The sequence below is a fragment of the Xanthomonas sp. LF06-19 genome, assembly GCF_034105425.1.
Lineage (GTDB): Bacteria > Pseudomonadota > Gammaproteobacteria > Xanthomonadales > Xanthomonadaceae > Xanthomonas_A > Xanthomonas_A sontii.
In genome coordinates this window covers 79,011-98,908 of record NZ_JAXGGH010000001.1, presented here as the reverse complement: position 1 = coordinate 98,908, position 19,898 = coordinate 79,011, and the positions used below count along the sequence as shown (strand labels likewise).

At 70.3% G+C, this 19,898-nt stretch carries 19 protein-coding genes; 2 read left to right on the top strand and 17 right to left on the bottom strand.

Annotated elements, in window-relative coordinates; all coding sequences use genetic code 11:
* Positions 1-137: 137 nt before the first annotated feature.
* Positions 138-2,702 carry a bifunctional lysylphosphatidylglycerol flippase/synthetase MprF gene (mprF, locus tag SLW55_RS00415; protein WP_150410310.1) on the bottom strand — a complete coding sequence of 855 codons (2,565 nt, stop codon included), beginning with the start codon at positions 2,700-2,702 and terminating at the stop codon, positions 138-140.
* Between the two features lie 502 nt (positions 2,703-3,204).
* On the opposite strand from mprF, the gene SLW55_RS00410 reads away from it, so the two are divergent.
* Positions 3,205-3,897, top strand: a complete 693-nt coding sequence (locus tag SLW55_RS00410; RefSeq protein ID WP_320739342.1) for a DUF998 domain-containing protein — start codon at positions 3,205-3,207, stop codon at positions 3,895-3,897.
* Positions 3,894-4,238 carry a RidA family protein gene (locus tag SLW55_RS00405; protein ID WP_017910151.1) on the top strand — a complete coding sequence of 115 codons (345 nt, stop codon included), beginning with the start codon at positions 3,894-3,896 and terminating at the stop codon, positions 4,236-4,238. The genes SLW55_RS00410 and SLW55_RS00405 overlap by 4 nt, the downstream gene beginning before the upstream one ends.
* A 212-nt stretch (positions 4,239-4,450) precedes the next feature.
* Here the strand turns inward: SLW55_RS00405 and SLW55_RS00400 are convergent, their stop codons facing one another.
* From SLW55_RS00400 to SLW55_RS00325, 16 genes are all read right to left on the bottom strand, one after another.
* Positions 4,451-5,527 (bottom strand): cyclopropane-fatty-acyl-phospholipid synthase family protein, encoded by a 1,077-nt coding sequence (locus SLW55_RS00400; protein WP_267081747.1) that lies wholly within the window; start codon positions 5,525-5,527, stop codon positions 4,451-4,453.
* 20 nt (positions 5,528-5,547) lie between these two features.
* A complete protein-coding gene (locus tag SLW55_RS00395; protein ID WP_267085102.1) occupies positions 5,548-6,330 on the bottom strand; it encodes a DUF1295 domain-containing protein in 783 nt (260 codons plus the stop codon).
* Positions 6,327-6,872 (bottom strand): DUF2878 domain-containing protein, encoded by a 546-nt coding sequence (locus SLW55_RS00390; RefSeq protein WP_295913288.1) that lies wholly within the window; start codon positions 6,870-6,872, stop codon positions 6,327-6,329. The genes SLW55_RS00395 and SLW55_RS00390 overlap by 4 nt, the downstream gene beginning before the upstream one ends.
* Positions 6,869-8,182, bottom strand: a complete 1,314-nt coding sequence (locus SLW55_RS00385) for a cyclopropane-fatty-acyl-phospholipid synthase family protein (RefSeq protein WP_320744291.1) — start codon at positions 8,180-8,182, stop codon at positions 6,869-6,871. The genes SLW55_RS00390 and SLW55_RS00385 overlap by 4 nt, the downstream gene beginning before the upstream one ends.
* Complete coding sequence (locus SLW55_RS00380) at positions 8,179-9,048, bottom strand: DUF1365 domain-containing protein (protein WP_320744290.1); 870 nt, start codon at positions 9,046-9,048, stop codon at positions 8,179-8,181. Before SLW55_RS00380 ends, SLW55_RS00385 begins: the two co-directional genes overlap by 4 nt.
* Entirely contained in the window at positions 9,045-10,298 is a 1,254-nt protein-coding gene (locus tag SLW55_RS00375) for an FAD-dependent oxidoreductase (protein ID WP_320744289.1), read from the bottom strand. Before SLW55_RS00375 ends, SLW55_RS00380 begins: the two co-directional genes overlap by 4 nt.
* Positions 10,295-11,272: an acyl-CoA desaturase gene (locus tag SLW55_RS00370; RefSeq protein WP_295968333.1), complete on the bottom strand. Its 978-nt coding sequence runs from the start codon at positions 11,270-11,272 to the stop codon at positions 10,295-10,297. The genes SLW55_RS00375 and SLW55_RS00370 overlap by 4 nt, the downstream gene beginning before the upstream one ends.
* A 1,287-nt stretch (positions 11,273-12,559) precedes the next feature.
* Entirely contained in the window at positions 12,560-13,351 is a 792-nt protein-coding gene (locus SLW55_RS00365; RefSeq protein WP_320744288.1) for an anti-sigma factor, read from the bottom strand.
* Complete coding sequence (locus SLW55_RS00360; protein ID WP_267124874.1) at positions 13,348-13,905, bottom strand: sigma-70 family RNA polymerase sigma factor; 558 nt, start codon at positions 13,903-13,905, stop codon at positions 13,348-13,350. Before SLW55_RS00360 ends, SLW55_RS00365 begins: the two co-directional genes overlap by 4 nt.
* 58 nt (positions 13,906-13,963) lie before the next feature.
* Entirely contained in the window at positions 13,964-14,335 is a 372-nt protein-coding gene (locus SLW55_RS00355; protein ID WP_267085097.1) for a DUF4345 domain-containing protein, read from the bottom strand.
* An 88-nt stretch (positions 14,336-14,423) separates the two neighbouring features.
* On the bottom strand, positions 14,424-15,212 hold the full coding sequence (locus SLW55_RS00350) for a hypothetical protein (RefSeq protein ID WP_320744287.1): 789 nt from the start codon (positions 15,210-15,212) through the stop codon (positions 14,424-14,426).
* A 91-nt stretch (positions 15,213-15,303) separates the two neighbouring features.
* Complete coding sequence (gene rnfB, locus SLW55_RS00345; RefSeq protein WP_081613384.1) at positions 15,304-15,768, bottom strand: Rnf electron transport complex subunit RnfB; 465 nt, start codon at positions 15,766-15,768, stop codon at positions 15,304-15,306.
* Between the two features lie 76 nt (positions 15,769-15,844).
* Positions 15,845-16,435 carry an HAD family hydrolase gene (locus SLW55_RS00340; protein ID WP_320744286.1) on the bottom strand — a complete coding sequence of 197 codons (591 nt, stop codon included), beginning with the start codon at positions 16,433-16,435 and terminating at the stop codon, positions 15,845-15,847.
* Between the two features lie 95 nt (positions 16,436-16,530).
* Positions 16,531-18,591, bottom strand: coding sequence for a methionine--tRNA ligase (gene metG, locus SLW55_RS00335; RefSeq protein WP_320744285.1), 2,061 nt, complete (start codon positions 18,589-18,591; stop codon positions 16,531-16,533).
* Positions 18,592-18,927: 336 nt separating this feature from the next.
* Entirely contained in the window at positions 18,928-19,380 is a 453-nt protein-coding gene (locus SLW55_RS00330; protein WP_152238286.1) for a DUF2147 domain-containing protein, read from the bottom strand.
* Positions 19,381-19,506: 126 nt separating this feature from the next.
* On the bottom strand, positions 19,507-19,896 hold the full coding sequence (locus SLW55_RS00325) for a VOC family protein (protein WP_295909058.1): 390 nt from the start codon (positions 19,894-19,896) through the stop codon (positions 19,507-19,509).
* Positions 19,897-19,898: the final 2 nt, after the last annotated feature.

The window sequence follows — 19,898 nt, the reverse complement described above, 5'->3', positions numbered from 1 at the left end:
AGGGGCTTTGCTGTTCCTTCTCCCCTCGGGAGAAGGTGCCCCGAAGGGGCGGATGAGGGTACGGCGCGAAGCCTCGTAAAGCTCCTGCAAACGGGGTAGCCAGGCCAATCCCCAATCCCGACTCCCCAATCCCCGCCTCACTCCGGCTTGCGTGGATCCAGCGAGATCAGCCGGGTCACGTCCAGCAGGGCGGCCGGCAGGTGCATGCCGCCGGGGGCGGCGAGGTAGCGGGTGCGCCAGGCAGGGGCGAACTTGGACTTGAAGCGGCGCAGGCCGGTGAAGCCGTAGAAGCGTTCGCCGTGGCGCACGATCAGGTTGCCGAAGCGGTTCCAGCGGCCGGCCAGGCGGTGCTGGGCCAGGCCCGACAGCGGCGCCATGCCCAGCGAGAAGCGCTTGTAGCCCTGGTCGCGGCCCCACAGGAACAGCTCGATGAACAGGAAGTCCATCGTGCCCTTCGGCGCATCGGCGATGTGCCGCATCAGGTCCACCGACAGCTCGTGGCCGGCCGGGGCCTGCCACAGGTTGGCGAAGGCCACGACCTTGCCTTCGAACTCCACCACCGCGATCGGGAAGCGGCGCAGGTAGGCCGGGTCGAAGCTGCCCAGCGAGAAGCCCTTCTCGGCGCCGGCCTTGTCTTCCAGCCACTGCTGCGAGACCTCGGCCAGCACCGGCATCAGCGCGTCCACCGCGTCGGTCTCGACGATGCGGAAGCTCAGCCCGCTGCGCTTGCCGCGGTTCCAGGCCTGGCGCAGGTCGGCGCGGTCGCGGCCTTCCAGGTGGAAGCCCTCCAGCGACACCATCGCTTCCTCGCCGAGCTTGACCAGGGTCAGGCCCAGGTCCAGGTAGGTCTGCCAGTGCTGCTCGCCGACCTGGTAGAACACCGGGCGCAGGCCCATGCGGTCGGCTTCCTCGCGGAAGCGCCAGATCAGCGCGCGGGCCACTTCCGGCGCGCCGACCGGGTCGCCCATCGCCACCAGCGAGCCGCCGTAGCGCTGCATCATCACGAAGCCGGGGCCGTCCTCGGCCTGCAGCAGCGCCTTGTCGCCGGTCAGCACCAGGCAGGCCTGGGTGTCGGTGGCCTCGGCCAGCACCGGCGCCAGCGCGTCCAGCTGCGCGCCATCGGCCGGCGGCAACGGCGAGCGCGTGCTGTGCAGCAGCCGCGCCAGCCCGAATACCACCACCGCCACGCTGACCAGCAGCACCGCGCGCAGCGCGCGTGGGGCGTTGGCCGAGGTGGCGAATTCCCACCACAGCTCGTTCTGGTATTCGACGTGGCTGTAGACGAAGAACAGCAGCCAGATCGTGGCGATCAGCACCAGGCCGAGGTTGCGCAGCCACGGCCACGACCAGGCCTCGTCGAGCAGGGCGCCCTCGCGATAGAACTCGCGGCGCGCGCCCCACAGGCCGACCGCCACCACCAGCGAGGACAGCGCCACCGAGACGTGGCCGCCGCGCAGCCAGGCCGGCAGCGGCAGCAGCACGCAGATGCCGATCGCCAGCACCCAGGCGGCATGGCTGCGCCGCTGCAGGCCCTGGCCGATCAGCAGCAGCACCACGCCGCCGAGGCTGGCCAGCAGGTGCGAGGTTTCCATGATCGACAGCGGCGCCATGTCCTGGCGGCGCTTGGGCGTGGGCAGGGTGCCGTCGATGACCAGCGCCGCGCCGACCGCGAACACCGCCAGGGCGATGATCTGCGGCAGCCACGGGCGCAGCGTGCGCCAGGCCACGCGGACCCCGCCGGCACTGGCGGCCAGCGGCCGACGCAGGCCGGACAGCGACGCCATCAGCACCGACAGCAGCAGCGGCACCACGTAGTAGGTGATGCGGTAGATCAGCGCCGCCGCCAGCACCGCCGCCGGCGCCACGCCGGGCAGCAGCTTGAGCAGGCTCCACTCGAACACGCCCAGGCCGGCCGGCACGGTCGAGACCAGGCCCGCCACCACCGCGACCAGGTAAAGGCCGACGAAGCCGATGTACTCGATGCCCGATTCGTTGGGCAGCAGCACGTAGAACGCGGCACTGGCCAGGCCCAGTTCGACCACGCTCAGCGCGGTCACGCCCAGGGTGGTGCGCCGGTCCGGCAGCCACAGTTCGTGGCTGCGCCAGCGCAGGGTGCGGCCGTCGCGGCCGGCCAGCAGCAGCATCGTGGCGAAGCCGACCAGCAACGCGATGCCGATCGCGCGCACCGCAGTCGCGCCGACCGGCAGCGCCAGCGCCGCCGCGGCCGGTTCCAGGGTCAGGGCCAGCGCCAGCAGCAGCCACGCGCCGAACACGAAGCCGAGCGTGCTCATCAGCACCACCTGGCCGATCTCGGCCAGGCTCAGCCCGACCCGGCCGTAACCGCGCAGGCGCACCGCGCCGCCGGTCAATGCGGCGAAGCCCAGGGTCTGCCCGACCGCATGCGCCAGGAACGCGGTAATGCTGATCCGCATCGGGTGCAGCTTGCGCCCGCTGCGGCGCAGGCCGACGGCATCGAAGCCGATCAGGCAGGCATAGCTGCTCAGGCCCAGCAGCAGGGTCAGCACGATCTGGCTGAGGCTCAGCTGGTTGAAGGCGTGACGGATCGCACTGTAGCCGTGGGTGCTGAACTCCGTGGCCAGCGCGTGCAGCGCCAGGGCCAGGATCGCCAGGCTGGCCAGCACCGGCAGCGCACGGCGCCAGCCGGGCGTGGGGGCGGGAGTAGAGGGCGCGGCGTCGGTCATTGCGGACGGACGGCGGCGAGGCGCGACGGCGCACGTTGCGCGGTGCGCGACGCGGTCGGAGCGGAAGTGCGGGTGAAACGAAGACGGGCCATCGCGATACCGGTTGGATGAAAGCGTGTGACGAACATTGAGAGGGCTGCGGCCAAGTGGCTGCGTCGCGGTGGGTGGGGTGTCGGGGCAAGCCGGGTTGCACCGGCCTGCCGCGCATCACCCCGGTGGGATGCCACGCGTCAGGTCCCGACAGCGGTCGCGGTCAGCGGCGCGAAGGCGAGTGCGGTACCGGTGAGCTTGGCGCCCTCCCGGGCCGCACCCCGCAGCGCACACATCGCACCCCTGTCAGCCGTACCGCTCCTCTTGCCGTGCATCCCACGCTCCAGGCTATACCGGCCGTGCCGGCGACGCGCATGATAGTGGAATCGCACGTCGCCACGGCGTCTGGACCGCGGCAGGGGCCGTGGCCGGCGCATGTGGCGACGGTCTGTGTCGGTTCCGGAGCCTGTCGATGCCCTTGTCCGCATCTCCCTTTCCCTCGCCGCCGCGCTGGACGCGCCTGGCCGGCGCCGCGGCGCTGCTGCTGGCGCTGCTGTTCCTCGGCGTGGCCATGGCGTTGCAGGTCGTGCGTGCCGATCTGCACTGGCAGCAGGCCACGCTCAGCCAGTACCTGCATGGGCCCGGCGGCCTGCTGCTGCGCACCGTCTACGTCCTGCTGGCCGTCGGCGTGGTGGCGCTGGCGGCCGGGCTGTATGCGCAGGCGCCGCCACGCGCGCGCAGCGGTGCGCCTGTATTGCTGTTCGGCTGCGCCGCGCTCGGCCTGTGCGGCGTGGCGATCGGCGACAGCTACCTGCCGCAGCGCGCACCGCTGCTGGCGCCGCTGGTGCACGGACTCTCCGCGCAGACCGCGTTCCTGTGCGTGACCACGGCGATGCTGCTGCAGAGCGCGTGGCTGCGCGGGCAGGCGGCGTGGAAGGGCCGCGCCGGGCCGCTGTTGCTGCTGGCGGTGCTGGCGTTCGTGGCCCTGTGGGTGCATGTGCTGTGGCGCGCACCGCCGCGCGGGCTGACCCAGAAACTGCCGATCGTGTTGATCCTGGCCTGGCTGCTGCCGGTGGCGTATCGCGTGTGGCGGCCGGTGCCTGCAGCCGCGGCGCAATCGCGCGACAATGGCGCGGTCTTCCCACTACAGGACAGCGCATCATGATCCAGCGTTTCGATACCGGCCCGCGGATGTCGGAGATGACCGTGTACAACGGCGTGGCCTATCTGGCCGGGCAGATCGCGGACGATACCAGCGAAGACATCGCCGGCCAGACCCGCCAGGTGCTGGCCGCGATCGACCGGTTGCTGGCGCTCGCCGCCACCGACAAGAGCCGGATCCTGCGCGCGGAGATCTTCATGACCGACCTGGCCGAGTTCGCCGAAATGAACAAGGTCTGGGAAGAATGGGTCAGCCCGGGCAACACCCCGGCCCGCGCCACCGTGCAGGCCAAGCTGGCCGACCCGGCCTGGAAGATCGAGATCGTGATTACCGCTGCGGCGTGAAAGCCGGGAATGGGGAGTCGGGAATCGGGAATGGGAAAGCCGGCAGTGCGTCGCCTGAGCGACCGCGTGAAGCAGTGGCTTTAGCCGCGACAGGCGTCGCCGGTAAAGCCCGTCGCGGTTGACCGGAAGTTCCTTGGGTGCGCAGGTAACCCGGGCACTCGCGGGACACCCATTCCCGTTTCCCCATTCTCCATTCCCGGCACCCCAGCGCCTCAGCGCCTGACGAACCGGTAATGCGCCACGCCCCACTGCTGGCCCTGTTCGTAGCCGAACAGTTCCGCGCAGGCCATCCAGAACATGCGCCAGCGTTGCCACCAGATCTTGGCGTCGGCGCCGTAGGTGGCCTGCAGCACCGGCATCAGCGTGTCGCGGTGGCGGTCCTGGTTGTGCAGCCAGGCGTTGGCGGTCTTCTCGTAATGCTGGCCGGACAGCAGCCAGCGGCGTTCGATCGCCAGGTCGTCCTGGAACTGCAGCAGGGTGTCGGCCGCCGGCATCAGGCCGCCGGTGAAGAAGTGCCGGCCCATCCAGTTGTCCTCGCCCTGCACCTCGAACGGGTAGGCCAGGTCGCGATGGCAGAAGATGTGCACGAACAGCCGGCCGCCCGGCACCAGCCAGTGGCTGACCCGCTTGAGCAGTTCGCGGTAGTTGCGCATGTGCTCGAACATCTCGATCGAGACAACACGGTCGTAGCTCTCGGTCGGCAGGGTCAGGGTGTTGGCGTCGTGGGTGATCACCTTGACGTTGCCCAGTCCGCGCGCGCGGCATTGCGCTTCGATGTGCTCGCGCTGCGGCCGCGAGTTGGAGACCGCGGTGATGCGTGCGCCGGGGAACTGCTCGGCCATCCACAGCGTCAGCGAGCCCCAGCCGCAGCCCAGTTCGAGGATGCGCTGACGGTCGCGCAACTGTGCGCGTTCGGCGTACAGCTGCAGCATGCGTTCTTCGGCCGCGTCCAGGTCGGGCGTGGTCGCATCCCAATAGCAGCTGCTGTACTTCAGGCGCTTGCCCAGGCACAGCTCGAAGAAGCGCGGCGGCACTTCGTAGTGCTGGCGGTTGGCTGCGTCGGTCTCGATCGCGATGGCGCTCTCGCGCAACGATTCGATCAGCAGGCGCTGGCGTTCCCAGGCCGCGTCGGCGCCGCCGGCGCGCTCGTCGCGCAAGCGTTGCGCGCACAACCGGCGCATCGCCGCGCGCAGCATGGCGTCGGGCAGCAGGCCGGATTCGGCCAGGCGCGTGGCCAGCGGCTCGGCCGGCGCGGCAGGCGGGGAAGAGGTGGCGAAGGTACTGGACATGGCGGATCTCCTCGCGCGGCTCAGTGCCGCGGCGGCATGGGGAAGAAGGCGCTGGTGCTGCGCTGGTAGTCGGCGTAATCGCGGCCGCGCGAGCGCAGCGCTTGCTGTTCGGTATAGGGAATGCCGGTGACGCGATAGAGGAAGGCGAACATCAGCAACGGGCCCAGCGCGGCCACGCCGACCCACAGCGCGCCGCTGCCCACCGCCAGGAACACGTAGGCGAACCAGTGCACGAATTCGAAGAAGTAGTTCGGATGCCGCGAATAGCGCCACAGGCCTTGGCGGCAGGTCTTGCCCTTGTTCGCCGGGTCGGTGCGGAACGCGGCCAGTTGCCGGTCGGCCAGGCTTTCCCCGCCGACCGCGATCAGCCAGGTCGCGACCGCCAACGTGGTCCACACGCTCCACTGCGGCTGCGGATTGCGCGCGGCCACCGACAGCGGCACCGCGAACGCCAGCACCACCAGCGCCTGGCCGAGGAAGAACGCCAGGAACTTGCGCTGGTCGCCGTGCCAGTGCTCGCGCAGGGCACGATAGCGGCCGTCTTCGTGCGCATCGCCGAACACGCGTACGCCCAGATGCCAGGCCAGGCGCGCGCCCCACAGCCCGCCCAGCACCGCGGTCAGCACCCGCGGCAGCAGCGCGCCATCGGCGCGCCAGGCGCAGTACACCGCGGTCAGCGCCATGCAGGCCGACCACAGCACATCGACCACGCCGGCATTGCGGGTATGTCGCTGCCAGGCCCAGCCGGCGAGCATGACCAGCACGGTGAAGATGCCCACATGCAGGAGCGGCCAGGCGTTCATCGCACCGCTCCGGTGGCCGGCAGCGCCGGCGTGGCGACCATCAGGCGGCGCGTCGCCAGGCTCAGCAAGGTCAGCGCCGCGGCCCAGCCCACAGCCAGCGCCAGCAGCGCCTGCGGCGTGGGCGCCACCAGCGTCACCGCCTGCCAGCCGCGCGCGGCCAGCACATAGCCCAGCGGGCCGCCAATGGCGCCGAACAGCGCCGCGCGCCAGGGATGGCGCATCACCCAGGCCAGCGAGTGCTGGAAGGTCAGCGCGAAGCCGGCCCACAGCGCCAGGATCCACAGCGGCGGCCACGGTGCCGGCGGCGCGGCGGCGTAGCGCACCCAGTCGCCGGCGCGCATAGCCGCATCGACACCGGCACCCAGCGGCAACGCCAGGGCGATCAGCGCGGCGTCGCCATGCGCGCGGCGCCGCGCCTGCAACTGGTACAGCGCGAACAGCGCCAGCGCCGCCGGGCCGGCCCAGGCCAAGCCGTGCGCGGCGCCGACGACGGCGGCCAGCCACAGCCCCTGCAGGGCGAGGTAGTTGATCAGGTTGCTCATGCGTCGCCCGCCAGCGCCGGCGCGAACTGCGCCGGCCGTGCGCGCGGCTTGCTCAGCCACAGGTGCACGTCGCCGATCGAGCGCTCCAGGAAACCGCCTTCGCAGTAGGCCAGGTAGAACTCCCACATGCGGATGAAGCGTTCGTCGTAGCCGAGCGCGCGCACCTGCGGCAGCTTTGCCATGAAGCGCTCGCGCCAGGCGCGCAGGGTCAGCGCGTAGCTGGGGCCGATGTCTTCCAGGTTGAACAGACGCAGGTCGCTGGCGCGGCCGATCGCCCCGGTCATCGCCGCCACCGAGGGAATGAAGCTGCCCGGGAAGATGTGGCGCTTGATGAAGTCCACCGACTTGAGCGCCTGCGCGTAGCGGTGGTCCTCGATGGTGATGGCCTGGATCAGCGCCTGGCCGTCGTCCTTGAGCAGGCTGCCGACCTTGCCGAAGTAGGTATCCAGGTATTGATGGCCGATCGCCTCGATCATCTCGATCGAGACCAGGCGATCGTAGCGGCCGTCGAGATCGCGGTAGTCGCGCAGCAGCACCTCGACCCGGTCCGACAGCCCGGCGGCCGCGATGCGCTGCCGGGCCAGTTCGTACTGCTCGCGCGAGATGGTGGTGGTGGTGACGCGGCAGCCGTGGTGCTTGGCCGCGTGCAGCGCGAACCCGCCCCAGCCGGTGCCGATCTCGACCAGGTGGTGGTGCGGCTGCAGGTCGAGCTTGGCGCAGATGCGCTGCAGCTTGCGTTCGGCGGCGCGTTCCAGCGCGGCTTCGCCCAAGGCGGCGTCGGCGTCGCGGAAGATCGCCGAGGAGTACATCAGGTTGCGATCCAGGAACAGCTCGAACAACGGATTGCCCAGGTCGTAGTGCGCGGCGATGTTGCGGCGGCTGCCGGCGCGGGTATTGCGCGCGAACGCGTGCAGGCCGCGCATCGCCAGGCCGCCGAGCCGGGCCAGGCCGGTTTCCATCGCGTCCAGGCGGTCGCGGTTGCGCACCAGCAGGCGTACCAGTGCGACCAGGTCGTCGCAGTCCCACAGGCCGTCCATGTACGCCTCGCCGACGCCGACGCTGCCGTTGAGCGCGGCCTGGCGGTAGAAGCGCGGGTCGTGGATGCGCAGATGCGCCTGCAGTGTGTCGGCGCTGACGCTGGGATCGCCCAGCGTGGTCAGCGTGCCGGCTTCCTCGATGCGCAACTGGCCCTCGCGCAGGCCGTCCAGGGTGGCGAGCAGGCGCTGCCGCAGCAGGCGGTCGAGCCCGCGCAGCGGCGGTGCGGCAGGGGCCAGCGCGGCGGCGGAAGAGGGCGCGTGCGGAGCGTTCATCGGCGTTCTCGCGGAAGGGAGTGGTCGGGGTGGTCGTGCACCGGGTTGCCGCGCAGCCACAGCCGCAGCGCCTGCCAGTGGATCTTAGCCATGACCTGCAGGGTCATCGCCGGATAGCGCAGCAGCGCCTGCGCCAGGCTGGCGCCATCGAGGGCCCGGCGTTCGAGCACCAGGGTGGCGTCGAAGCGCCGCCGCGTCGCAGCCGGCGCGGGATCGAGCACGTCCATGTGCACGCGCAGTTGCGCGCCGGGTTCGCTGAAGCGCCAGGCGTAGGTGTGCGCCATCGCCATGAACGGCGAGACGTGGAAGCGCTTGGCGAAGCCCCAGGCGTGCGTGGTGCCGTGACTGCGCGCCTCGGCCATCGGCAGCACATAGGCGTGGCGCTGCCGCCACGGCGTGTTGGTGATCTCGGCGACGATGCTGTGCAGGCGCTGCTGCGCGTCGTGGCAGTAGTAGAACGTGACCGGATTGAAGCAGTGGCCGAAGTAGCGCAGGTGGGTGAGCATGCGCACCGGGCCCAGCGGACGCTCGCCGGTGTGCTGCTGCACGCGGTCGCGCACCGCCTCGTCCAGCGGCTGCGCGGGGTCGCCCAGGTAGTCGCTGCGGCGGAACTCGGCCAGGTTGCGCCGGTTCACCGACCACAGCCAGCGCCGCGCGAACACCTGCTCCAGTTCGTCCAGGTCCAGGTACAGCAGGAACAGCGGATAGCGGAACGCCAGCGCTTTCGGCGCGTAACGGCGATGCCGCACCCAGCCGGTGTATACCGCGCTGTGCAGGCCATGCAGGGTCGTGCCCGCCGCCGCCGACGTTGTCGAGACGGCGCCAGTCGGCGGGGCGGGCACGGCAGCACGGCGCATCAGCGTCATGACCAGGGTACCCCCAGCGCGGCGGCGACGTCGACCGCGCTGCGCAGGCCGTCCTCGTGGAAGCCGAAGCCCCAGCCGGCGCCGGCGAACCAGGTATTGCGCTGGCCCTGGATCTCGCCCTTGCGCGCCTGCGCCGCCACCGACGCCTGGGTCTGCAGCGGATGCCGGTAGCGCATGCGTCGCAGCACCTTGGCCGGATCGATCGCATCCGTGCGGTTGAGGCTGACGATGAACGGCTGCGGCGCCTGCAGCGACTGCAGCGCGTTCATCCAGTAGCTGACCGTGCACGGCGCGTCCGGATCCGCCGGCACGTGCGCGTTCCAGGCGGCCCAGGCGCGGCGGTCGCGCGGCAGCACGCGCGCATCGGTGTGCAGCACGGTCTCGTTGTCCTGGTAGCCGATCGCGCCGAGGATCGCGATTTCCGCGTCGCTGGGGTCGGTCAGCAGGCGCAGCGCGTCGTCGGCATGGCAGGCCAATACCGCGTGGTCGTATTGCTGGGTGTCGGCATCGCAGGCGATCGCGACGCTGCCGTGGGCCGTGCGCTGCAGCGCGCGCACCGGCGTGCCGAGCCGCTCGCGCACGCGCCAGCGGCTGCGCAGCGCGCGCACGTAGCTGTTGGAGCCGCCGCGCACCACCCGCCACTGCGGGCGGCCGCTGACCTGCAGCATGTGGTGATTGGCCATGAAGCCGATCAGCTGGCGCATCGGGAAATCGAGGATCTGCCGCGACGGCGAGGACCACAGCGCCGAGGCCATCGGCACCAGGTGCGCGTCGCGGAATACCTCGGAGTAGCGGTGGCGCTGCAGGAAGTCGCCGAGGGTGAGCTGCGCCAGCCTGGCGTCGTGCAGCACCTGCGGCGCCTCACGGTAGAACCGCCGCAGATCGCGCAGCATGCGCCAGAAGCGCGGCGACAGCAGGTTGCGGCGCTGGCAGAACAGCCCGTCGAGCGTGCCGGCGTTGTACTCCAGCCCGGTGCGTTCCTCGTGCACCGAAAAACTCATCGTGGTCGGCTGCGACTCGACTCCCAGCCGCGCGAACAACGCGCTCAGCAGCGGGTAATGCTCCGGATTGAACACGATGAAGCCGCTGTCCACCGCGTATTCCGCGCCGTCCAGTTCGATCGCGTGGGTATGGGTGTGGCCGCCGAGATAGTCGGCCGCCTCGTACAGCGTCACCTCGTGGCGCTGCGACAGCAGCCACGCCGCGCCGAGGCCGGCGATCCCCGAGCCTACCACCGCGATCCGGCTCATCGGGCACGCGCCTGCGCACGCACCAGCCCGGCCGGCACCGGCTTGAGCTCGCGGATCACGCGGGTCCACGACAGCGCCTTCAGGCCGTACCAGGTCAGGTCCAGTTCCCACCAGCGGAAGCCCTGGCGCGCGGCGCCGGGGAAGAAATGGTGGTTGTTGTGCCAGCCTTCGCCGAAGGTCAGCAGCGCCAGCCACAGGTTGTTGCGGCTGTCGTCGCGGGTGTCGAAGCGGCGGCTGCCGAAGCGGTGCGCCAGCGAGTTGATGGTGAAGGTGGCATGGAACAGCGCCACGGTCGAGACGAAGAAGCCCCACACGAGCAACTGCGGGCCATCGGTGCCGAGCTGCGGCACGTGCCGCTGCAGCCACCCGCCGAGCAGGAACAGCGCCAGCGCCAGCAGCACTGGCAGCAGCAGGTCGAAGCGGTCGAGGAAGCGCAGTTCGGGGAAGCGGCGCAGGTCCGGGATCGCTTCCCAGTCGGTGCGGAAGCCGCGCGGGGTCAGGAACCAGCCGCTATGGCTCCACCAGAAGCCGTGCTGGCGCGGCGAATGCGGATCGGCCGGGGTATCGGTATGGCGATGATGGTTGCGGTGGTGGGCGGCCCACCACAGCGGCCCGCGCTGCACGCAGGTGGCGCCGATCGCGGCGAACAGGAACTGCACCGGGCGCGAGGTCTTGAACGCGCGGTGCGCGAAATAGCGGTGGTAGAAGCCGGTGAGCGCGAACATGCGCACGGCGTACATCGCCACCGCCATGCCGACGGCGAACCAGGACACGCCGACCCAGAACACGCCCAGGCACGCCAGGTGCAGGCCGATGTAGGGCGCGGCGCGCAGCCAGTCGATACGGTCGGCGCGCGCCGGATCCAGCTCGATCTCGGCACTGGTGTCGAACCACCGCCGCAAGGTGCGCAGGATGCGGCCACGCGCGGCAGGTGGCGTTGTGGAAGGGCTGGGTTCCGGAACGGGACTCGGCACAAGCGCGTCTCATTGGGGGACTTGGGAGCGATACGGGCGAAACCGGAACACGGATGCACCCGCGTCGCATTTCCCCTGCACGGCTGCGGGCGCGGCATGGCGGCCACGACGGCGCAGCGCAGGCGTCGCACGAATCGGAAGATCTGGCTGTCGTGCGGATGCGCGATGGCGGCGGGGATGTTGCCTGCGCACGAGTGGTGGGCGGGTGAATGCGCGACCGGTTCTTGTAGACGAGCGCGGCATAGCCTGACCGCGGCCCGATCTCTCCGCGGCGCGTGCAAGGTACGTGGTGCACTGCCCCTCTCCCATCGGGAGAGGGGTTGGGGTGAGGGTACGGAGCGAAGCCCTCCGCGTATCCAACTTGCGCTAGCGGACGCTGTACGAGGCTTCGCCCGTACCCTCATCCGCCCCTTCGGGGCACCTTCTCCCGATGGGAGAAGGGGATCCGTGGTCTTGGTGGGAGAAGGATTGTCTACTGAGCCAGCTGCAGCGAGCTAAGGCGTTATTGCCCCTCTCCCATCGGGAGAGGGGTTGGGGTGAGGGTACGGAGCGTAGCCCTCGCGCATCCAACTTGCGCTAGCGGACGCTGTACGAGGCTTCGCCCGGACCCTCATCCGCCCCTTCGGGGCACCTTCTCCTGACGGGAGAAGGGGATCCATGGTCTCGGTGGGAGAAGGGGTTGTCTACGGCGCCAGCTGCAGCGAGCTAAGGCGTTACTGCCCCTCTCCCGGCGGGAGAGGGGTTGGGGTGAGGGTACGGAGCGAAGCCCTGCGCATCCAACTTGCGCTAGCGGACGCTGTACGAGGCTTCGGCCGTACCCTCATCCGCCCCTTCGGGGCACCTTCTCCCGATGGGAGAAGGGGATCCATGGTCCCGGTAGGAGAAGGGTTGTCTACGGCGCCAGCTGCGGCGTGCTGAGGCGTTATTGCCCCTCTCCCATCGGGAGAGGGGTTGGGGTGAGGGTACGGAGCGACGCCCTCGCGTATCCAACTTGCGCTAGCGGACGCTGTACGAGGCTTCGCCCGGACCCTCATCCGCCCCTTCGGGGCACCTTCTCCCGACGGGAGAAGGGAGTCCATGGTCCCGATGGGAGAATAGTTGTCTACGGCGCCAGCTGCAGCGTGCTAAGGCGTTATTGCCCCTCTCCCGGCGGGAGAGGGGTTGGGGTGAGGGGACGGAGCGAAGCCCTCGCGCATCCAACTTGCGCTAGCGGACACTGTACGAGGCTTCGCCCTTACCCTCATCCGCCCCTTCGGGGCACCTTCTCCCGATGGGAGAAGGGGTTGTCTACGGCGCCAGCTGCAGCGTGCTGATGCCGCCCTTGGCCACGACCGGGCCGGTGGCGACGCCGCCGGGCGCGCCGCCGGGCGGTTCCATGGTCACCGCCAGCACCGCGCCGTCGCTGAGCAAGGGCATCAACGCATCGGGAATGCGCGCCACGCGCGCCTTGGCCTCGTCGAACACACCCATCGAGCGCGCCTTGCCGTCGGCCGGGATCAGCCACAGTTCCGGCACGCGGCCGGCGTCGCGGGCGCCGGCCAGCGGGGTGAGGGTGATGCTGCGCTTGTCGGCGTCCATCAGCGCCACGTAGCCGGGCTTGCCGTCGTCCTGCATCAGCGTGGAGGTCATCGCGATGCCGCTGGGCTTGGGCGTGGTGGTAGTGGCGACCGGCGGGGGCTGCGCGGCCGGCGGCGGCACCGGCGCACGCGCCAGCAGCAGCGCCAGCAGGCAGGCCGTGGCGGTGGCGAAGCCGCCGGCGCTGAGCCAGCGCCAGGTCCGCACGCTGTCCCAGAGCCCGGGTGCGGCGGCGCGCGGGCGCGGCGCCGGCGCATCCAGGCCCAGCGAGGCGCGGATGCGCACCCACACGCGCTCGGGCACCGCTACCGGGGCGATCTCGTCGGCCAGCGGCATCAGGTGTTGCTGCCATTGCAGCACGGCCGCGGCGAATTCGCGGTCGCTGTCGATGCGTGCTTCGGCGGCGCGGCGCTCCTGCGCGTCGAGCACGCCGAGCACGTACTCGCCGGCCAGCACGTCGCGCGGCGGCGGGGTTTCCTGTGGATCGGGCACGGAGGCGTTCATCGTTCCAAACACGCTTTCAGTTTGGCCAGGCCACGGCGGATCCAGCTCTTGACCGTGCCCAACGGCGTGCCGCTGCGCTGGGCCAGTTCCTCGTAGGTGATGCCTTCGAAAAACGCGGTGCGGATCAAGTCGCCGCGCGGCGGCTCCAGTTCGCCCATGCACACGTCCAGGCGCCGCCCGGCCACCCGCCACTCGGTGTCGGCGAGCGGATCGCGGCCTTCGTCCTGCAGTTCACCGGCGTCGTCCAGCGTCACCGACTGCCGCGCCGGTGCGCGTGCGCGCAGATGGTCGATGGCCTTGTTGCGGGCGATCATGGTCAGCCAGGTCAGGCCGCGCGCGCGCTGCGGGTCGAATTGCGCCGCCTTGCGCCAGACCGAGGAAAACACTTCCTGCAGCACGTCCTCGGCTTCGCCGCGCTGCGGCACGATGCGCAGGCACACGCCGAACAGGCGCGAGGACGTGGTGCGGTACAGGCGTTCGAACGCGGCGCTGTCGCCGGTGGCGGTGGCCACCAGCAATTGTCCTGCTTCGTCGTGATCGGGCGACTCGGTCATGCCGGGAGACGGTAGCGAAGGTCGGCGCGATGCTACAGGCTTTCGCCGCGCCCGTCGCTCAGACGTGCTGGCGCCGCCACAGTACGCACGCGGTGAGCAGCAGGACGATCTCGAACGCGGCCAGGCCGGTCGTGGTCGGGCCGACCGGCCACAGCCGCAGCAGGCTGGCGCTGCGGTAGAGCACGATGGGCACGTAGAACGCCAGCGCCAGGAGCAGGCCGGTGCGCAGTTGCCCGGTGCGGGCGAAGTAGCCGAACAGGAAGGCCATGCCCAATTGCAGGCCGCCGTAGATGACCAGGTATTCGGACTGGCCGGAGCGGTCCAGGCCGACGTAGCCCACCGCCGCGGCGGTCTGTGCCGGCAGCAGCGTGCACCAGACGGCCAGGAGCGCGTACAGCGCGGCGTTGAACCACAGGTAGGCCTTGGCCATGAGGTGTCCTCGTCGAAGCGCGGGCGATGCGCAGGAATGGTTGTAGCGGGTGCGGCGATGGCCGGCGTGAATGCGCTGGCGGCGCGGCTCAGCGCGCGCTGCATTGCGCGACCAACGGTTGCTGCAGCGCCTGCTCCCAGGCGCCGGCATCGGCCTGGCCGCGCAGGCGTTCGGGGAATTCGATGCGCACGCTCGGGTAGCGGCCGCGCGCGTCGCGGATGTTGCCGACGCCGCGGAACTCGCGCAGGCGCCGATCCTGGCGCGTGTAGGCGACGCTGAGGTCGGGCAGCAGCGTGCCGTACCAGGCGGCCAGGCTCAGGGTGTAACGCTGCACCTCGGCATCGGCCGGACCGGGGGTGATGCGGAAGTCGAGCGTGCGCAGTTCGCTGGGCAGCACGAAGGCGATGCGCTGCGGTGCGCCGCTGCCCAGGCTGTCCCAGCGCTGGCGCAGGTAGGCGTCGAAACCGGCGTCGATCACCTGCGCCTCGGTGCTCTTGGGCAGCGGCGCGCGGCGTTCGGCCTGACCCTTGGCCTGACTGAACATCTCGCGCCCGCTGCCGCTGCGGCGCACACCCTCGCGGTAGCCGCTGCGCGCATCGACCAGTTCGAAGTCCGGCGCGGCGCTGCCGTCGTCCACGCGCTTGCGCGCGAACGCGGCGCCGTCGGTGCACTGGTACAGCACCAGGCGCGCGCCATCCTCGCGGACCCAGTGGCTTTCGCGGTACAGCACCTGTTTGCCGTCGGCGGCATAGGCGATGCCCTCGTAGTGCAGCATCGCCCGCGCAGGCGCGGCGGCGACCAGGGCGGCGGCGCCGAGGGCCAGGGCCAGCGGCAGGTGCGCTCGGATGAGCGGGAAGGCGGCGGTCGACGTCGGCATGCACGGCGCTCCGGTGGGATGACACCAGGACATACGCGGCGGGTGCCGATTCGGATGCGCAGGCCGTGGCGCTCGCGCTGCAGCGGCTGTCTCAGCGCAGGACGATGCAGTCCACCGGACAGGCCGGCAGGCACAGCGCGCAGCCGGTGCACAAGGGCGCCAGCACCGTGTGCATGTGCTTGGCGCCGCCGACGATGGCGTCCACCGGGCAGGCCTGGATGCACTTGGTGCAGCCGATGCAGTCGGCCTCGACCACCCACGCCACCTGCGGCGGCGTGTGGGTGCCGCGGCTGCGGTCATAGGGCAGGGCGGGGACGCCGAGCACCCGCGCCAGGGCGCGCGCGCCGGCGTCGCCGCCGGGCGGGCAGCGGTCCACCTGCGCCGTGCCGGCGGCCATCGCCTCGGCATAGGGACGACAGCCGTCGAACCCACACTGGCCGCATTGGGTTTGCGGCAGCAGGCGATCGAGACGTTCGAGCAGGGGGGCGTGGGCGGGCGTCATGGCGGAGGCGGCGCGCGGCAGCGCCGCGGGGACTACAGAGCGAAGAAGATGCATCGGCGTGGTCAGCCCGCACAGTGTAACGCGGTGCCCATGTTCGCCCGACGGCGCCGCATCGGGCAGTGTCGTCGGCTCAGGCGATCCGGCGCCCGCGGTACCAGCGCTCGTGCGCCAGCGCCAGCATCGGTCGGTCCTCGCGACTGTCGCCGTACGCATGGATGCGCCGATAAGCGTTCAGGTCGTACTGCATGCGGATCAGCGCGGCCTTGCGGGGTCCGCAGTCGCCGTGGCGATAGCGGCCGGTCAGGCGCCCATCCTGCACTTCCAGGCGGTTGCAGATCAGGCCCAGCCCATGTTGCGTGCACCAGGGCCGCAGATACAGATCCAGCGAACCGGAGACCAGCACCACGCTGTGCCCCTGGGCCTGGTGCCAGGCGATCCGCTGCATCATGTCCGGTCGCAGCAGCGGCGGCAGCGCCTCGTGCGCATAGCGCTCGGCCTCGCGGGCGATCTCGTCTGCGTCGCGGCCGGCGAACACAAGCCGGGTGACCCGCGTGCGCAACGTCGCCGCCGACACCAGGCCCAGCCGATAGCCGGCCAGCCACGGCCCGACCGCCCAGCGCGCCCGCGCCTGCTGCGCCGGCGTGGCCACACGGCGCAGGAATCCCGAATAGGTATCGGCGGTGGTGACCGTGTGGTCGAAGTCGAATAGGGCCAAGTCCATGGGAATGGGGAATGGGGAAACGGGAATCGTAAAAGCGGGTCTGGCGGCGGGCTGCAGCTCTGCGATTCCCGATTCCCGATTCTCCTTTCCCGGCCTTACCGCACCGGCATGCCCGGCTGCGCGCCGCTGTCGGCGTCGAGCAGGGCCAGGGCGCCGCCGTCGAAGCCGGCCGACAGGATCATGCCTTCGCTGAGGCCGAAGCGCATCTTGCGCGGGGCCAGGTTGGCGATGAACACCACGTTGCGGCCGACCAGCTTCTCCGGCTCGCCGTAGCTGCCGCGGATGCCGGAGAAGATCTGCCGCTTGCCCAGCTCGCCGGCGTCCAGTTCGAAGCGCAGCAGCTTGTCCGAGCCTTCGACGAACTCGCAGGCCAGCACCTTGCCGATGCGCAGGTCGAGCTTGGCGAAGTCGTCGATGCCGATGTGGCCGGGATTGGGGATTGGGGATTGGGGATTGGTGGCGGCCTTCGCTTCCTGCTTGGCGGGGGGCGCGGCAGTTGGAGTGGGGGCGAGGGTGTCCTTGGAGGCGTCGGTCATGGCGTCCAGCAGCTTGGGGTCGATACGGGTGAACAGGGGGGCGTACGGTTGGATCACGTGCGCCAGCAGCGGGGCGTCGAGGTCTTCCCAGGCGCCGAGCGGGGCCGACAGGAACGCCTCGGCTTCGGCGCAAGTGCGCGGCAGCACCGGCTTGAGCGCGGCGGCCAGCACCCGGAACAGGTTCAGGCCCTGCGTGCACACGGCCTGCAGTTGCGCTTCGGCGCCGTCCTGCTTGGCCAGCACCCAGGGCTTGTGTTCGTCGATGTACTTGTTGGCCTCGTCGGCCAGGGCCATGGTCTGGCGGATCGCGCTGGCCGGGTCGTTGCGCTCGTAGGCCTCGCGGATCGGTGCCAGCGCGGCGACGAAACGCGCGTACTGCGCCGCATCCGGCAGCGCGTCGGCGAGCGTGCCGCCGAAGCGCTTGTCGATGAAGCCTGCGCAGCGGCTGGCCAGGTTGACGAACTTGCCGACCAGGTCCGCGTTGACCCGCGCCACGAAGTCGCCCAGGTTCAGGTCGAGATCGTCGACGCCGCCGGAGGACTTGGCCGCGAAGTAGTAGCGCAGCGCTTCCGGCTCCAGGCCCACGTCCAGGTAGGTGCGGGCCATCACGAAGGTGCCGCGCGACTTGGACATCTTGGCGCCGTCGACGGTCAGGTAGCCGTTGACGTGCAGCCGGGTCGGCGCGCGGTGGCCGGTGCCGTGCAGCACCGCCGGCCAGAACAGGCCGTGGAAGTTGACGATGTCCTTGCCGATGAAGTGGTGCAGTTCGGTGGCGGTGCCGGCGGCCAGGTGCGGCTCGAACGCTTCGCCCAGGCTCGCGCACAGGGTCTGGAAGCTGCTCAGGTAGCCGATCGGCGCGTCCAGCCACACGTAGAAATACTTGCCCGGCTGGCCGGGAATCTGGAAGCCGAAGTACGGCGCATCGCGGGAGATGTCCCAGGCGCGCAGGCCGCCTTCGCTGTCCAGCCATTCCATCAGCTTGGCCTTGACCCCGGGCAGGGCGACGTCGCCGGCCAGCCACTGCCGCAGGAAGCCGTCGAAGCGGCCGACCTCGAAGAAGAAGTGCTCCGAATCGCGCAGCTCCGGCGTGGCGCCGGAGATCACCGACTTGGGCTCCTTCAGTTCGGTCGGGGAATAGGTGGCGCCGCAGACCTCGCAGTTGTCGCCGTACTGGTCGGCGCTGCCGCAGTTCGGGCAGATGCCCTTGATGTAGCGGTCGGGCAGGAACATGCCCTTGGCCGGGTCGTAGAACTGCGCCACCGAGCGCCGCGCGATGTGGCCGCCGGCGTCGAGCTTGGCGTAGAACGCCTCGGTCAAGGCGCGGTTGGCGTCCGAGTTGGTCGAGTCGTAATGGTCGAAGGCCACGCCGAACGCGGCGAAATCGCGCTCGTGGCTGGCCTGGATGGCGGCGATGAAGCTCTCCGGGGTGACCCCGGCCTTCTCGGCGGCCAGCATGATCGGCGTGCCGTGGGTGTCGTCGGCGCACACGAACCAGGTGCGGTCGCCGCGCAGCCGCCGCGCGCGCACCCAGATGTCGGCCTGGATATAGCCGACCAGATGCCCCAGATGCAGCGGTCCGTTGGCATAGGGCAGGGCGGTGGTGACGAGGGCGGTGGTCATGGCGGCCGGCGTTTCTGGGGGCCGGGGATTATTGCATGGAGCTGGGAATGGGGAATCGGGAATGGGGAATCGCAAGAGCGCCGCCCGCGAGCTGATGGGCCACGAAAAAGGCGCCTTGTTGGAGTGGGGTGGCATCAGGCCAGCAGATGCCGCTTTTGCGATTCCCGATTCCCCATTCCCGATTCGCGAGAATGGGGACTCGCAAGAGCGGCCGCCCGCGAGCCGATGGGCCACGAAAAAGGCGCCTTTGCAGGCGCCTTGTCGGAGTGGGGCGGCATCAGGCCAGCAGATGCCGCTTTTAACGACTCCCGATTCTCCACTCCCGATTCCCAGCTTCTACTCCCTGATCCAGGTCTGCGTCCGCCCCAGCGCCTCGATGCCGATGTAGCCGCGCATCTGCAGCTTCTTGCCGCCGTCGGTCAGGGTGATCTTGGCCTTGTAGGTCTTGCCCTTGGCCGGGTCCAGCACCGAGCCGCCGTCCCACACCGCGGTGCCGTCCGGCTTGAGGCCCCACAGGATGGTCATGCCCTTGATCGGCTTGCCCTTGCGCTCGCCGTCGCACTTGTCGCACATCGGGTTGGGGCCGTGGTTGGACTGCAGGATCTCGACCACCTTGCCGCTCAGTGTGCCGTTGGCGGCCTGTTCGATCTGCACGATCGACTTGGGCTTGCCGGTTTCGTCGTCGATGGTCTGCCAGCGGCCGACCGGCGAGGTGTCGGCGGCGTGCGCCATGAATGCCGCCGCGCTCAGCGGCAGGGCCAGCATCAGGGTCTTGAAGGTCGTGCGCATGTTCCCCTCCCGAGGGATGTCCGGTGCGGCCGGCGCGATGCCGGCCTGATCCGACTGTATACCCAAGCGTATGGTGCTGGGAATCCGCACTGCGGTATGCGGTTCAGCGTGGCCGGCGGTGGGCGTTCAGCCGCTTTCGTACAGTTCCAGCGGCAGGTCGTCGGGATCGGCGAAGAAGGTGAAGCGGCGGCCGGTGTACTCGTCCACACGCATCGGTTCGACCTCCACGCCGTGCGCCTTCAGGTGCGCGACGGCGGCGTCCAGGTCGCGCACGCGCAGCGCCAGGTGGCGCAGCCCACAGGCTTCCGGGCGGCTCGGTCGCGGCGGTGGGGTCGGGAACGAGAACAGTTCGAGCTGGCTGCCGTCGGGCAGGGCCAGGTCCAGCTTCCAGGAGTCGCGCGCATCGCGGTAGACCTCGGCGATCACCGGCAGGCCCAGGATGCGGCAATAGAAGTCCTTGGAGCGCGCGTAGTCGGAGGCGATGATCGCCACGTGGTGCAGGCCATCCAGGGTCAGGC